This window comes from Gilliamella sp. ESL0250, from assembly GCF_013345045.1.
GTDB classification, from domain to species: domain Bacteria; phylum Pseudomonadota; class Gammaproteobacteria; order Enterobacterales; family Orbaceae; genus Gilliamella; species Gilliamella apicola_H.
Genome location: NZ_JAAEDV010000002.1, coordinates 167,549 through 181,289, shown reverse-complemented (window position 1 = coordinate 181,289; position 13,741 = coordinate 167,549). Strand labels below are relative to the sequence as shown.

The 13,741-nt window shown below is 33.7% G+C and carries 15 protein-coding genes; 10 read left to right on the top strand and 5 right to left on the bottom strand.

Translation table 11 applies throughout. The annotated features are described in order from the left end of the window. Positions 1 to 131 precede the first annotated feature (131 nt). Both GYY69_RS02675 and coaA read right to left on the bottom strand, forming a co-directional pair. Positions 132 to 560, bottom strand: a complete 429-nt coding sequence (locus tag GYY69_RS02675; protein ID WP_174796299.1) for a DUF1090 domain-containing protein — start codon at positions 558 to 560, stop codon at positions 132 to 134. Between the two features lie 19 nt (positions 561 to 579). Next, on the bottom strand, positions 580 to 1,515 hold the full coding sequence (coaA, locus tag GYY69_RS02670) for a type I pantothenate kinase (protein ID WP_202984932.1): 936 nt from the start codon (positions 1,513 to 1,515) through the stop codon (positions 580 to 582). 170 nt (positions 1,516 to 1,685) lie between these two features. On the opposite strand from coaA, the gene yihI reads away from it, so the two are divergent. The 3 genes from yihI (at position 1,686) to GYY69_RS02655 (ending at position 4,880) form a co-directional block, all read left to right on the top strand. Next, positions 1,686 to 2,180: a Der GTPase-activating protein YihI gene (gene yihI, locus GYY69_RS02665; RefSeq protein ID WP_174796297.1), complete on the top strand. Its 495-nt coding sequence runs from the start codon at positions 1,686 to 1,688 to the stop codon at positions 2,178 to 2,180. A gap of 322 nt (positions 2,181 to 2,502) precedes the next feature. Then, positions 2,503 to 3,873 (top strand): oxygen-independent coproporphyrinogen III oxidase, encoded by a 1,371-nt coding sequence (gene hemN / locus GYY69_RS02660; RefSeq protein ID WP_174796296.1) that lies wholly within the window; start codon positions 2,503 to 2,505, stop codon positions 3,871 to 3,873. 197 nt (positions 3,874 to 4,070) lie between these two features. Beyond that, the gene (locus GYY69_RS02655; RefSeq protein WP_174796295.1) at positions 4,071 to 4,880 is read left to right on the top strand and encodes a hypothetical protein; all 810 of its coding nucleotides are present in this window, start codon (positions 4,071 to 4,073) and stop codon (positions 4,878 to 4,880) included. Between the two features lie 206 nt (positions 4,881 to 5,086). Here GYY69_RS02655 and GYY69_RS02650 read toward each other — a convergent pair whose 3' ends face one another. Further along, complete coding sequence (locus GYY69_RS02650) at positions 5,087 to 5,848, bottom strand: IS5 family transposase (RefSeq protein WP_174796294.1); 762 nt, start codon at positions 5,846 to 5,848, stop codon at positions 5,087 to 5,089. A gap of 188 nt (positions 5,849 to 6,036) precedes the next feature. Between GYY69_RS02650 and GYY69_RS02645 the strand changes: the two genes are divergently transcribed. After that, positions 6,037 to 6,882 (top strand): hypothetical protein, encoded by an 846-nt coding sequence (locus GYY69_RS02645; protein WP_174796293.1) that lies wholly within the window; start codon positions 6,037 to 6,039, stop codon positions 6,880 to 6,882. A gap of 91 nt (positions 6,883 to 6,973) precedes the next feature. On the opposite strand, the gene rsmC is transcribed toward GYY69_RS02645, so the two are convergent. Beyond that, entirely contained in the window at positions 6,974 to 8,017 is a 1,044-nt protein-coding gene (gene rsmC / locus GYY69_RS02640) for a 16S rRNA (guanine(1207)-N(2))-methyltransferase RsmC (protein ID WP_174796292.1), read from the bottom strand. A gap of 88 nt (positions 8,018 to 8,105) precedes the next feature. On the opposite strand from rsmC, the gene GYY69_RS02635 reads away from it, so the two are divergent. The 6 genes from GYY69_RS02635 (at position 8,106) to cyaY (ending at position 11,397) form a co-directional block, all read left to right on the top strand. Next, positions 8,106 to 8,513 (top strand): DNA polymerase III subunit psi, encoded by a 408-nt coding sequence (locus GYY69_RS02635; RefSeq protein WP_174796291.1) that lies wholly within the window; start codon positions 8,106 to 8,108, stop codon positions 8,511 to 8,513. Further along, positions 8,482 to 8,943, top strand: a complete 462-nt coding sequence (gene rimI, locus GYY69_RS02630) for a ribosomal protein S18-alanine N-acetyltransferase (RefSeq protein ID WP_174796290.1) — start codon at positions 8,482 to 8,484, stop codon at positions 8,941 to 8,943. Before GYY69_RS02635 ends, rimI begins: the two co-directional genes overlap by 32 nt. A gap of 34 nt (positions 8,944 to 8,977) precedes the next feature. Further along, on the top strand, positions 8,978 to 9,601 hold the full coding sequence (locus GYY69_RS02625; protein WP_174796289.1) for a thiamine diphosphokinase: 624 nt from the start codon (positions 8,978 to 8,980) through the stop codon (positions 9,599 to 9,601). Positions 9,602 to 9,685: 84 nt separating this feature from the next. Further along, on the top strand, positions 9,686 to 10,471 hold the full coding sequence (locus tag GYY69_RS02620; protein ID WP_174796288.1) for a hypothetical protein: 786 nt from the start codon (positions 9,686 to 9,688) through the stop codon (positions 10,469 to 10,471). Beyond that, positions 10,471 to 10,986 carry a surface-adhesin E family protein gene (locus GYY69_RS02615; protein WP_174796287.1) on the top strand — a complete coding sequence of 172 codons (516 nt, stop codon included), beginning with the start codon at positions 10,471 to 10,473 and terminating at the stop codon, positions 10,984 to 10,986. The genes GYY69_RS02620 and GYY69_RS02615 overlap by 1 nt, the downstream gene beginning before the upstream one ends. A gap of 99 nt (positions 10,987 to 11,085) precedes the next feature. Further along, positions 11,086 to 11,397 carry an iron donor protein CyaY gene (cyaY, locus tag GYY69_RS02610; protein ID WP_174796286.1) on the top strand — a complete coding sequence of 104 codons (312 nt, stop codon included), beginning with the start codon at positions 11,086 to 11,088 and terminating at the stop codon, positions 11,395 to 11,397. 80 nt (positions 11,398 to 11,477) lie between these two features. Here the strand turns inward: cyaY and uvrD are convergent, their stop codons facing one another. Then, the gene (gene uvrD, locus GYY69_RS02605) at positions 11,478 to 13,661 is read right to left on the bottom strand and encodes a DNA helicase II (protein WP_174796285.1); all 2,184 of its coding nucleotides are present in this window, start codon (positions 13,659 to 13,661) and stop codon (positions 11,478 to 11,480) included. Positions 13,662 to 13,741: the final 80 nt, after the last annotated feature.

Below are 13,741 nucleotides of genomic sequence, written 5' to 3'. Positions count from 1 at the left end.
TAAAAAAGTCTAGTGTGACAAAGAATGCAAAATATCAAACTAACCCCATCAACAGTAACTATTGATGGGGTTAATGATAAAAACATAGTAGAAAGGCAATCGAAGCGGGTGAATAATCTACCTGTTACCGCTTATCTTAATTTTAATTCTTGATAAAATTTAGCTAATTCAGTTTTTGCTTCATTGAGTTCTTGTTCTGCCTCGGATAATTTTGCTTGTTGTTTGGCAATTTTGTGTTCATCACCTTTTGTTTTTGCCTGATTCAATTCTTGAGATCTTTTGACAACTTTATCTGTCTTTTCTTGAATTTTTTTATTATATTTTTCTTCTAACTTATCATTTGAACAATAATTATTGACATCATGTAATGCCTTTTCAAGCCCTTGAACTTGATGAGAATTATTATTTTTTTTAGCATAATCAATCTGTGTTTCAATAGTTTGTTTTGTGCTTTCACACGTTAATCCTTCAGAATGTTCTGAAGCATAAGCGCCAAGCGAAAAAAAAACCGCCATAGTAATAATGGTTACTTTAGTCATGACTCGAATTACTGATTTCATATCAATTTACCCCTTTACCTTATTTTCTTAACTGAACCAAATTCACTTTATGATCTTTACCTTTAGTCAGGATTAAACTCGCTCTTTCTCTTGTAGGTAAGATGTTTTCAACCAAATTTAATTCATTAATTTCACGCCAAAGGCGATTAGCAATGTTTACGGCCTCTTGTTCTGGCAGTTTTGAGTAGTGGTTAAAGTAAGAGTTGGGGTCACTAAATGCACCAGCTCTAAATTTTAAAAAGCGGTTCACATACCAATCATGTAATAACGAAACCTCGGCATCAACATAAATGGAAAAATCGACATAATCAGAGACAAAAACACGATTATTTGCTTGCGGATAATTCAAGGTGCTTTGTAGTACATTTAATCCTTCAAGAATCAAAATATCAGGACTATCAATCACCATTTCTTCACCTTCGACAATATCATAAACCAGATGAGAATACACCGGTGCTTTAACGTTAGCTTGCCCTGATTTTATATCCGCAACAAAATTGATCAGTTTTTTAATATTATATGATTGTGGAAAACCTTTTTTGTTCATTATTCCACGCTCTTCAAGGCATTTATTAGGATATAAAAATCCATCGGTTGTCACTAAAGCTACTTTACGATGCTCTGGCCAACGCGTTAACAATGCCTGCAATACCCTTGCTGTTGTGCTTTTGCCTACTGCAACGCTACCGGCAATACCGATGATATAAGGGATTTTGTGACTTTTGCCTAAAAACTTAGACAGTACCGCCTGCCGGCTAAAGCTATTACTAATATAATAATTAAGTAACCTTGATAAAGGTAAATAGATGTCACTGACTTCATCCATAGATAAGTCTTCATTAATGCCTTGTAAAGAAGTTAACTCGTCAGGAGTTAACGTCATCGGTACTGCGTTACGCAAACTTGCCCATTCTTGACGGTTAAATTGCATATAAGGGCTCAAATGATTTTTCATTTTATTTTGTTCTCTAATTCGATCTGACAAATTTATTGGGCTCAGATTATACATAAATCTCTTTTTTTACAATCTTAAATTAGCATGACTGCTTCATCATAGCTATATTTAAAACTTACTGATAAAATACGCTGGTTAACTGATTAACCCTAATATTAAACAGAGATTGTATGTTAAAGAATAAATCGAAACAAAAAACTAAAAAAAGCCGTCAAGAGATTAATGAAGAGTCTCGTGAGCTAAAGCGCAAACGTAAGCACAAAGGCTTACCAAGTGGATCTCGCTTTAATAATCAAGATAATAACAAAAATAAAAATTCGACAAGCAAAAGCAAAGATCCACGCATTGGCAGTAAAAAACCGATTTCATTAGTTGTTGAAAGTGCTAGCAATGCAATAAAACCCGTTAAACAACCGAAACCGGCTAAAACAGTTTTATCGCCACAACAAGAATTAAAACAATTAGAAAACGATCCAAAATTAGATATGTTACTGGATCTAGTCGAGCAAAATGCCAAACTCACTAAAGAGCAACAAATTTATTTTGATAGCAAATTAAATCGTATTGATGAGTTGATGCAAGAGCTGGGTTATACTGATGATGATTTTGAAGATGAAGACGAAAAAAAAGAAGATATTGTTAGTTTATTAAAACGAAACTCATAAGAGACAACTGTCATTAGTACTTATGAGTATCTTCTCAATGCAAGCAGAAATACGATCCTAATCATTTAATTTCTGCTCATAATTTAAAATTAAAAACTATTATTTTTTATAAAATCTATTAATAACTTAAAAAGCGAGCGGATCATAATGCCAATATTAATTATGTTAAGTTTATATTTTGGGTTATTAATCTGCACATTGTTATATTTAAATAAAACTAATCGAATCAAAATTAAAACAAAAATCAGAAACCAACAAAAGCAACCACTAAAAATTTACAAAAATAACAACATTAAACACAGCTCTAAACGGAAGCAAAAGCATGACTGATATGCAATTATGGGATCAGGCGTTAATTGAAAAATATAACTATTCTGGTCCAAGATATACCTCTTACCCTACTGCACTTGAATTTAATGAAAATTTTAATGAACAGGATTTTTTATCGGCAGCAGCACGTTACACAACAAAGCCATTATCGCTTTATGTGCATATTCCGTTTTGCCATAAGCTTTGTTATTTTTGCGGTTGTAATAAACTCATTACTCGCCAAACGCAAAAAGTCACCAAATACTTAGATATTTTAGATATTGAAATTGCCGAACGTGCCAAATTGTTTAACAATCGAACAGTAACCCAAATGCACTGGGGTGGCGGCACGCCGACTTTTTTAACTGATGATGAAATCACTCGACTAATAACTTCGCTAAAAAAGCATTTCAACTTTGCCGATAACGCTGAACTTTCGATCGAAATCGATCCGCGAGAAATTACCCCACAAACTATTGATCATTTAGCTCACGTTGGGTTTAATCGATTAAGCATGGGAATTCAAGATTTTAATCATGAAATTCAAAATCTGATTAATCGCGAACAAGATGAAACATTAATACGTTCTCTTATTGATCAAGCTCGCAAAAATAATTTTGACTCCATTAGTCTAGATCTCATTTATGGCTTACCCAAACAAACAGTCGCTAGTTTTACCGAAACGCTTAATAAAGTGATTGATATCTCGCCCGATCGTTTAAGTGTATTTAATTACGCCCACTTGCCGAGCCGTTTTGCAGCACAACGTAAAATTAAAGATGCTGATTTACCTAATGCTAATCAAAAATTACAGATTTTATACACAAGTATTCAAAAACTAACCGAAGCGGGATATCAATTTATCGGCATGGATCATTTTGCCAAACCTACTGATGAATTAGCGATTGCACAAAAAGAAAATCTGCTGCACCGTAATTTTCAGGGCTACACAACGCAAGGAGATGCAGATTTACTTGGGCTGGGGGTATCAGCCATTAGTATGTTAGGTGATAGTTATGCACAAAACCAGAAAGATCTTAGAGCTTATCAAAGTCAAGTTGAACAAAAAGGTCATGGATTATGGAAAGGATTTAATTTACATCAAGATGATATTATTCGTCGTGATGTAATCAAGCAACTCATTTGCCACTTTTATTTAGATAAAAAAGCAATAGAAGAACACTTTCATATCCAGTTCGATAACTATTTTGCTGAAGACTTAAAACTACTCGCTCCATTGCAACAAGATGGATTAGTCACAGTAAATGACAAGATAATTAAAGTTCAACCTAAAGGGCATTTATTGATACGCAATATTTGCATGTGCTTTGATATTTATATGCGAAAAATGGCAAGGCAGCAACAGTTTTCCAGAGTTATTTAATTTGATATCGTTTTTCAAATTACTGAAACAACGCGAGTGATTCCTATAAAATAAATATTATGATAAGATTTAGTCCAAATTAATAAAAAAAGTAATAACTTGTTAATTTTATTGTGTTATTAAAGGTTAGCCCTTAATAACACAATTTTAGTCTTTAAACATGAAATTTTATTTTTAATAAGGAGTATATTTATAAAATGGGATTGACGAATAAATTAGTAGAAGTATTTCCAACTCGCCCTTTAAAAGTTATGAAACTAAAGCAAGAAGGCTCATTTCATCAAATAAGAAGAATAAGTGCAGCAATAATTTTATTTGTGTTAGCTATGTTTATGGGCATAAGAAATTATCCTGGATTAATTGATGATTATAAAATATCACGGAATCCAGTTGTGGTTAACTATGATGTAGAAGGAACATGTCGTGCAAAACGTGCGGTTGATAACTGTTCAGTGAAAATTACCACTGATACAGGACAAGTTATTAAGCGTGATTATACTTTCATTGGAGGGAAAAAAGGAAATTATCAAGTTGTAACTGTAGCTTCGGCCGATGATCCATCACTAGTAACAATCGATTTAGCTATTGAGAATATGCGAACTGTATTTGTGGCTACTACTGGTCTTATTCTTTTGTTGTTGTTGGTTACATGGATGAGTTTAGGATGTTTCTTAAGAACACATAAAATGACAAAAGTTATCAAGGAAATTAACGGGCAAAAATTAACACCTGTTATTGTGCCAGTTAAATTAGTTTCTTATGGTAAAACAATAACAGCTTTATATCGTGCAAACAATGCACAAGGAATAAATGCTAAATATGCAGCCAATTTTAATAAAGACTTAAACGGTGGACCAATCATTATAGGTGATAGGATTAGAAATAAATGTAATGTGTTGGCCGTAGTCGGAGAAAGCAACTCTGTTCCTATTCTTCTTGATCAAGAATTTACGCGCTGTGATTTTACCTATAATGAAATGCAGGCATTAAAAGAAGCTCTCTCTTAATCCAGATATGATATCAAGAATAGTGAAATCAGTTTAAGTTTAAATATTTAAATTTTATACATAGGGCGATAACATCGCCCTCAGATTGATGACAAACCTCGATATAATTCGGAGTTTATTTTTTTATTTAAACCATAAATAGGATTTTTAATTTGGATTTTATTAAATAAATTAGGGGCTGTTGATCTTTACTGTACATAAATTACTCAACAATACATTGGCAGCCACATTAACATAAATGCCAGTGATACCATACTGGCATAATTCCTTTCTAACTTATCGTATCTAGTTGATATTGAACGATATTGCTTGATTCTAGCAAAGGCATTCTCGACTAAATGACGATAGCGATAAAGGCACCTATCCATACTGCTTTTATCTATATCCTTACCATCATTACGTTTAGCAATCACCGTTCGTCCGCCTTTTTGACGAACAAAGCACCGAAATGGCTCGCTGTCATAACCTTTATCGGCTATCACTGTATTCACTTCATCGAGCTTTTCAACTAGGTTTTCTGCATAAGTGATATCATGTCGTTGTCCTTCAGAAAGATCAAAACAAATAGGCAAACCACCACTATCAACCGCAAGATGAATTTTAGTTGAATGACCACCACAGCTCTGACCTATTTGCTCGGAATGCTCCGTTGCAGCGCCTGTACTATGTTGATGAGCCCTGATAATCGAGCCATCTAGGAACACCCATTCAAAATCCGCTAGTTGTGATAAATGTTTGAAAATATCAACTAATATTCCTTTTTTAGACCACAAATTAAATCGTCTATAGACGGTGCTCCATTCACCAAACTCTTCTGGCAAATCTCGCCAAGGAATACCGGTTCTCATTCGGAAAAGGAGCCCTTCAAACGTCATCCGATGCTCGGATTTATTATAAACTCGGCCGGTATTTTTCATTATTTGTAGTAGCTTTTCCCACCGTTTATCTGTTAGCATTGTTCTTGGCATGATGAATCGAGTTATGGTTGTTTTTTGCAGAATTATTATAACTCACATCATGCCGTCTAAAAAATAATCACGAAAGATCAACACGCCCTAATAACTTATTTATTTTATTGTGATTAAAGGTTAGCTTTTAAATTCACAATTTCAGCCTTTAAGCATGAAATTTTTATTTTTAATAAGGAAACGATAAAATGGGATTGATGAATAAAGTAGTGGAAGTATTTCCAACTCGCCCTTTAAAAGTTATGAAACTAAAGCAAGAAGGCATATTACATCAAATAAAAACAATATTTGCGATAATATTTTGCTTTGCATTAGCTATGTTTATGGCCCTGAATCATTATCCTGGATTAATTGATGATTATAAAATATCACGGAATCCAGTTGTGGTTGACTATCATGCAGAAGTAAAATGTAATACAAGACGTATTATTGAGAATTGTTCAGTGAAAATTACCACTAATACAGGACAAGTTATTAAGCGAGCTCTCCCTGGTGGAATAAGCAAAAATAATCAAGTTGTAACTGTGGCTTCTGCCGATGATCCTTCACTAGTAACAATCAATTTAGCTATTGATAATATGCTGAAGGTATTTGTGATTACGACTGTTCTTACTCTTTTATTTATGTTGCCTGTATGGATGGGTTTAGTAACTATCTTAAGAATACATAAAATGAGAAAAGTTATCAATGAAATCAATGGACAAAGATTAACTCTTGCTATTGTTCCGATTAAATTAACATCTTATGGTAAAACAATAACTGCTATATATCATGCAAAAAATGCACAAGGTGTAGATGTTAAATGTGTAGCCGTTTTTAATAAAGACTCAAACGGTGGACCAATTATTATAGGTGATATGACTAAAAATAAATGTAATGTCTTGGCCATAATCGGGAAAAATAATCCTGTTCCTATTATTCTTGATCAAAACTTTACGCGTTGTGATTTTACTGATAATGAAATTCAAGCATTAAAAACAGTTCTTATCAATAGTAGTGAATTCAGGTTAAGTCTAAATATTCACATGTTATAAATAGAGCGATAGCATCGCCCTATTTTTTAGGGCTTATGATATGTATTGCAACTTATTTCTCTTTTAAGACAAAATAAACAAACTGCACTTATTAATGGCTTGCTAGATAAACCTTAAATTTTGTCGTTTGGGCAATCACTTCAACGCTTTTAAATGTTTCATCTAAAATAGTTTGATACGGTAAAAATGAATTTGCCACAATGCACAAATAACCATTTAATTTTAGGTGTTTTTTCGCCTCTTTAATTAACGCATTAACGGCTGTGTAATTTGTCTCTTTGCCATCATGAAAAGGTGGATTCGAAACAATAAGATGATATTTATCATTTAGATTTGAAAAAACGTCACTCGCCACAACTGTGGCATTAACATGATTACGGTTTAACGTGGCTTTACTTGATTCAATTGCTGAACTGCTTACATCAGATAACGTTAATGTAGTAATATCAGGGTATAATTTACCTAGCACCGTGGATAAGATGCCTGAACCACATCCCACATCTAATACATTACCTTTAATAATATCAGCATGATCCATCAATGCATTTAAGAGTAATTCGCTGCCAGCATCTAACCCTTTTTGGCTAAAAACACCGGGTAAACTTTTGATTTCAATATTTTGATTTTCAATAGTTAAATGATAACTTAACCACCATTCATCAAGATTAAAGGCTAAACGGCTATCCGCCTGAAAATGATATAAACCACAACGCCTTGCACTATCGATTTTTTGAATTGTACCAAAATCACTCAATAAAGCTTCCACGCTTTTTACACCTGTTCTATTTTCACCGATGATAAAAATATCACTGCCTTTTGGCATATTATGCAATAAATAAGAAAGTTGAAATTGCGCTTCGCTTTTTGTTTTTGGCCAATAGTAAATTAGCGTATCCATACCGGCATAGAGTTCTGCTTCTGGCAACAATGAAAAATAGGTATACTTGCCACGAACACTATTTTTTAAACGCAAATAAGTATGAAATTGTGTGCAATGAATCTTAACTTGATTTGCTGCCATGATAGCGGGATAACTGTCTTGAATATCACCAGCGATGATCACATTTTTATCGTTAAATAATGTTTGATGACGCTCAATTACTTGACTTGCTGGAGTAAAAGCAGATGTTGCCATATTTCCTCAATGAAAAAACTTTATAATTTGATGAGATGATTATACAATTAACTACCCTTAATCTCTAATAAAAAACAGTAAGTCAATAATGGCGCAACAAGATTGGTATCTAAAACAATGCAATATAACGCAATATGTTTTGCGTAACACGCATGTCTTTAAAGGTGAAATCGCACCCCATATCAGTGATAAGATCCGATTAATTGTTGTTGCCAAAGCGCAACCAACCCAAAAAATCTATTGGGATATATTAAATGCAATTAGCCTTACTCAAGATCAGGTGTTAGTATTAACACCATCCCAACTCATCGTACCAGCAAATGATATTAGGACTGTGATTTGGTTTATTGATGTTAAGCCCGAAGAATCTTGGCAAAATCCATTAACCATTCAAACAACTAGCTTAGATCAACTTGCAAAAACACCAAAACAAAAACGCTTACTGTGGCAACAATTATGTCAATATGAAAACTATTTCCACCCTGACCGAACATGATTTAACAAAAGCCTTTGAATTAGAACAGATCTGTCATGCTATTCCTTGGTCAAAACAGACATTCTTTTCAAACCAAGGCGATCGTTATTTAAATTTTAAAATAGCCGTTGATAACCAAATCATCGGATTTTGCATTTGCCAACATGCCTTTGATGAAGCAAATCTATTTAATATTGTAATACACCCCCATTTTAGAAAACAGGGACTAGCAAAAGCTTTGCTCAACCATTTGATAGATAAATTAATAACCATAAAATCGCCCTGCCCGATTTCAACACTTTGGCTCGAAGTCAGACAATCAAATAGCCCTGCAATCGAGTTATACCATGCGCTGGGGTTTAATCAAATAACGGTTCGAAAAAATTATTATCCAACAACTGAAGGTAAACAAGAAGATGCGATTATCATGGCTTATACGTTAGCATTGTAATTAACCAATCAGGTAAACCAAAAAAGGAAAGCCAATGTCACAAAATAAAGCCTTACTCTTTGTCAATGGTGAGCCGCCATTGCATGACTTTTGCAATTTAGAAAAGTACACCTATATCGCTTGTACAGATGGCGCTTACCATAATTATCTGTCAGCATTGTCAATCGAGCCTGATTTTATTATTGGAGATTTAGACAGCTATCAGGTTAACAAAACAATTCCGCCTGAAACCGAAATCATTCACACTCCAGACCAAAATAAGACTGATTTTGAAAAGGCTATTTTATTTTTAGCCAGTAAAGGAATAACAGAATTTGATGTTTATGGTGCTTGTGGTCGTGCTAGCGATCACTTTTTGGGAAATATTTCTGTTGCAATGAAATATTATCATCAATATCGAATCACTTTTTACGATAATTATTGCCATTTCTTTTTTTCCAAGCCTTATTTAGAAATTACTAATGTAAAAGATCATATCATTTCACTCATGCCGCTTTCCAAAGTAACGGGGTTAACCATCACCGGCTTCCAGTATCCTTTGATTGACAAAACTCTATTCTTAGGTGGCAGTGTTAGTTTAAGAAACAAAGCAATTAGCAATTTGGTTAAAATATCTTTTAAAAACGGAAATTTAATGATTTTTATTGAAAATTTATAGGATGTTAATTGACACGAGCGTTTACATTACTTTACAATAGGTTTACAAAACAATAAGTATAATTATTGAACAAAGGATTTTCACATGCTTCTAAAAAAACTTTCTGTGCTTTTGTGTGCAGCTTTATTTTCTTGTATAACTTTTGCACAAACCAACAATAAGAAGAGTGAAACTGATAAGGTAATCGATACATTTCTTCAATGTAACAATCAGTTTTTTGAGCAACTTGCTATCCATCAAGAATCAATAAGTCAATATGTTGACTTAATGACAACACCCGATAACGTAACTTATATTCCTGTTGAATCTATTCAACAAAATGATAAGAATAAAGTCCTGTTTAAAAAACCACTTAAGTATCGTGGCTTAGAAATTACTGGTTATCAAAATATCTATATTCCAACTTCATTATCTGGTCACTTTTTATACTGGGGGTTCATCTTTAATAATACTGAAGATGAAATTAAAGCCACTTTAAATAATATTAATTGGTTGCCATACAACACTAATATTTATATAGCAAACGCAAAAATTTATGATCGCCAATTGAAATCGCCAGAATGGCAAAATGATCCTTATGCTATTGATGGTGTTATTCCAAGACTCGGCACGATGAATAAGTCACTTTATTTAGAACTTTCTACCAATAATAAAAGTAGTGTTTTTTGTTCTATTCAAGGTGATTTGGATAAAGAGACGCTTCTTGCAACTCGCCCTGATCTAAAACCAATCATTGAAAAACAAGAAGCCGAACGTCAAGAACAGATTAAAGCCTACAAAGAGAAAAAGCAAAAAGAAAAACAAGTACAACAATCTCAACCACAAGCTAACCCTACAGAAGCGGCTTTAACACATGGAGATAATATTTAATGAAAAAACTTAGTTTATTCTTAATCCTTTTTTCTTTTGCAACATTTAGTCATGCAGTTGTAGAACAAGCTAATGTTGACGCTAAAACGAATACCAATACAGCAGTAGAGAGTTTAAAAGATCCTAGAGTAGGTGAACAATTTATTCCAACGTCTAAATCAAAAGAAGATAATACTGTTGGTTATTCTTTTTTAGATAGGAATTCAATTAAGCTTCATCCTTTCAATGCCAAAATTCGTATGTTTAAAGAAGTGACAAATTATAGCCCAGCATTAGTGCAAAAAAATGATGATAGTACTGTAACGCCCTATCACGCCATTGAAATTGATTATTATGCCAATTGTGACAAAATGGAGTTAGCGAAAGGTGAACTTAGAACAATCGAAAACAACTTTGGTGATGGAAAATTAGTTAATACCATTCAAATGCCAAACCGCTGGTTAGCGGTGAGCCAAGACCAAGAACAATATAAGCTACTTGTTATTGCTTGTTCTTTGCCTCTTGCAAATGAATAATTAAGTCAATACTTATTTAACTCTTGCCACCTTGCTGTGGCAGAGTATATCCATTTATGCTAATATCACGCCATTATTTACCTGAATGATTACACCTTTATGAATATCAAACAATTCCATACGCTTGCTGATCAGTTATTTAATAAAATCGAGCTGTTTTTGGATGGTTATGCAGATGAGCATGACATCGATTTAGATTATGAAACAAACGGCAATGTCATCACAGTTAGTTTTCCCAATAGCAGTAAGATTATTGTTAATACCCAAGAACCACTATTTCAAGTTTGGCTAGCCACTCGCAATCAAGGGTATCATTTTGATTATGCGGATAATAATTGGATTTGCAATCGAACCAACAAGTCGTTCGACCAAATTTTTTCTGAGGCTGTAAAAGAACAAGCTGATCAATAATATATACAAAAGCGGGAATTAATTTAACACTTAATTCCCATTTAATCACATAATTAACCAATCTTATTCAAAAGAAAAACCTACAATAAAGTTAGGTTTGCCAGTTTAACTACCAACCATTTAATGCCTTCATTAACAAAAGCAATTTGTGCTCGTTTGTGATCGCCTTCGCCATCAAGGTTGACTATAGTTCCTTCACCAAAACGGTTATGTAATACTTTACGACCTAATTTATAACCATCACATTGAGGCTTTTTCTTAGGATAAGGTTCTTTTTTCTTAGATAGCGTGATATTACCTTGATAACTAATTTCATTTAATTTATCAACAGGTAATTCTGCTAGAAAACGTGACGGTAAATTTCGCTCCTCACGGCCATATAGACGCCTTATCTGAGCTAATGACAATGTTAGGCATTTACGTGCTCTAGTAATACCAACATAAGCAAGACGCCTTTCTTCTTCCATTTTATCGAATTCTTGAGACGATCGTAAGTCTGGAAATATGCCCTCTTCTAACCCAACAATAAATACATTATCAAATTCAAGACCTTTAGCTGAATGCAGTGTCATTAACTGAACTGAATCTTGTTCATTAATCACATCTCGGCTTTCTAGTGAAGTATAAGCCAAAAATGATTCTAAAACTGTCAAAGTTTTACCTGTTATACTATCTTGAATAACTGTGTTTTCATTAGCACGATAGAACTGCTCAGCGGCTGATACTAATTCTTCAAGATTCTCTAACCTTGCTTGCCCTTTAATACCAGGTTCTTGCTCATACATCTGCAATACACCAGATAATTTAATAATGGCATCAAGCTGCTTGTAAAATGGTTGCTCCCCAACTTCATTATAGATAGATTCCATCAATTCCAAAAAGCGACTAATACCTGAGCACTGTCTTTCAGTCAATGCATTGCTTTGAATTAGCATTAAGCATGCATTCCATAACGAAATATTATGTTGCTTTGCTGTCAACCTAACTTTATCTAGCGTGATATTACCAACACCTCGTGTTGGAGTATTGATTGTAGCTTCAAACGCCATGTCATTATTGTGATCATGCAATAGTCGCAAATAGGCAAGCGCTAATTTAACTTCTTGTCTTTCATAAAAACGAATGGAGCCATAAATTTGGTAAGGTAATCCTGCTTGTAATAATGTATCTTCAAGTAGGCGCGATTGTAGATTATTGCGGTACAAAATAGCGCAATCTGCAAACTTTTCACCTTCTTGATGGCATTTTTTTATTTGACTCACAACAAATCTTGCTTCGTCGATATCATTAAAACCAATATAAAGCGAAATTTTTTCACCCTCGCCTCTATCAGTCCATAGATTCTTACCCAATCGATTTCGGTTTTGCGCTATCAAGCTATTCGCTACATCTAAAATATTACCTGTTGAACGGTAATTTTGCTCTAAACGAATAATTTCTGTTTCAGGATAATCATTGCTAAATAATTGAAGATTATCCGCATTAGCACCGCGCCAACTATAGATAGACTGGTCATCATCACCAACAATCATCACATTAGCTGTATTACCCGCTATTTTTTGCACCAACCGATATTGAATTTTATTAGTATCTTGAAATTCATCAATTAATATATTACTAAAGCGATGATGACAATAAGCTAAAACTTCGTTATCACGGCAAAGCAGTTCATAAGATCTTAGAATTAATTCAGAAAAATCAACATAACCGACTCTATCACAAATGGCTTGATAATCGCGATAAATCGTTTGCCACATGACTTGTTTAGGATCTTCAGGAACAATATCATCCGCACGAAGTCCCTTTTCTTTTTGAGTGGAAATAAAACCAGCACACTGTTTGGCTGACCACTGTTTTTCGTCGATTTTTAGTTCACGAAAAATTCGCTTGATAAGCCGAATTTGATCTTCTGTATCAATAAGTTGAAAATTAGGTGGCAAATTAGCTTGCTCAGAGAACATGCGTAATAAACGATGGGTCAATCCATGAAACGTACCCACCCACATACCATTGAAATAACCCTCACCGACTAATGCTTGAATCCGTTCTTGCATTTCAGCAGCAGCTTTATTGGTAAATGTAACGGCAAAAATAGAACTAGGCGAATAATGCTTTTCAAGACAAAGCCAAGCAATACGATGAACTAAAACGCGAGTTTTACCGCTCCCAGCACCGGCAAGAACAATGGTATATTGGTTATCAGTGGTGACAGCATTTTGTTGCTCTGCATTCAGTCCATCTAATAATGTTTTATTAATTTCCATTAAATTCAAACCTATTTTGATAATAGAAAACATTAACCAGCATTAATATTGAGTGTATTATTAATATTTTTATCATATTC

Coding starts and splice junctions, on each gene's coding strand:
- GYY69_RS02675 (WP_174796299.1), bottom strand. CDS start 560: ATGAAATCAGTAATTCGAGTCATGACTAAAGTAACCATTATTACTATG.
- cyaY (WP_174796286.1), top strand. CDS start 11,086: ATGAATATCAAACAATTCCATACGCTTGCTGATCAGTTATTTAATAAA.
- GYY69_RS02625 (WP_174796289.1), top strand. CDS start 8,978: ATGTCACAAAATAAAGCCTTACTCTTTGTCAATGGTGAGCCGCCATTG.
- uvrD (WP_174796285.1), bottom strand. CDS start 13,661: ATGGAAATTAATAAAACATTATTAGATGGACTGAATGCAGAGCAACAA.
- rimI (WP_174796290.1), top strand. CDS start 8,482: ATGAAAACTATTTCCACCCTGACCGAACATGATTTAACAAAAGCCTTT.
- yihI (WP_174796297.1), top strand. CDS start 1,686: ATGTTAAAGAATAAATCGAAACAAAAAACTAAAAAAAGCCGTCAAGAG.
- GYY69_RS02650 (WP_174796294.1), bottom strand. CDS start 5,848: ATGCCAAGAACAATGCTAACAGATAAACGGTGGGAAAAGCTACTACAA.
- rsmC (WP_174796292.1), bottom strand. CDS start 8,017: ATGGCAACATCTGCTTTTACTCCAGCAAGTCAAGTAATTGAGCGTCAT.
- GYY69_RS02615 (WP_174796287.1), top strand. CDS start 10,471: ATGAAAAAACTTAGTTTATTCTTAATCCTTTTTTCTTTTGCAACATTT.
- GYY69_RS02655 (WP_174796295.1), top strand. CDS start 4,071: ATGGGATTGACGAATAAATTAGTAGAAGTATTTCCAACTCGCCCTTTA.
- GYY69_RS02635 (WP_174796291.1), top strand. CDS start 8,106: ATGGCGCAACAAGATTGGTATCTAAAACAATGCAATATAACGCAATAT.
- GYY69_RS02645 (WP_174796293.1), top strand. CDS start 6,037: ATGGGATTGATGAATAAAGTAGTGGAAGTATTTCCAACTCGCCCTTTA.
- coaA (WP_202984932.1), bottom strand. CDS start 1,515: ATGAAAAATCATTTGAGCCCTTATATGCAATTTAACCGTCAAGAATGG.
- hemN (WP_174796296.1), top strand. CDS start 2,503: ATGACTGATATGCAATTATGGGATCAGGCGTTAATTGAAAAATATAAC.
- GYY69_RS02620 (WP_174796288.1), top strand. CDS start 9,686: ATGCTTCTAAAAAAACTTTCTGTGCTTTTGTGTGCAGCTTTATTTTCT.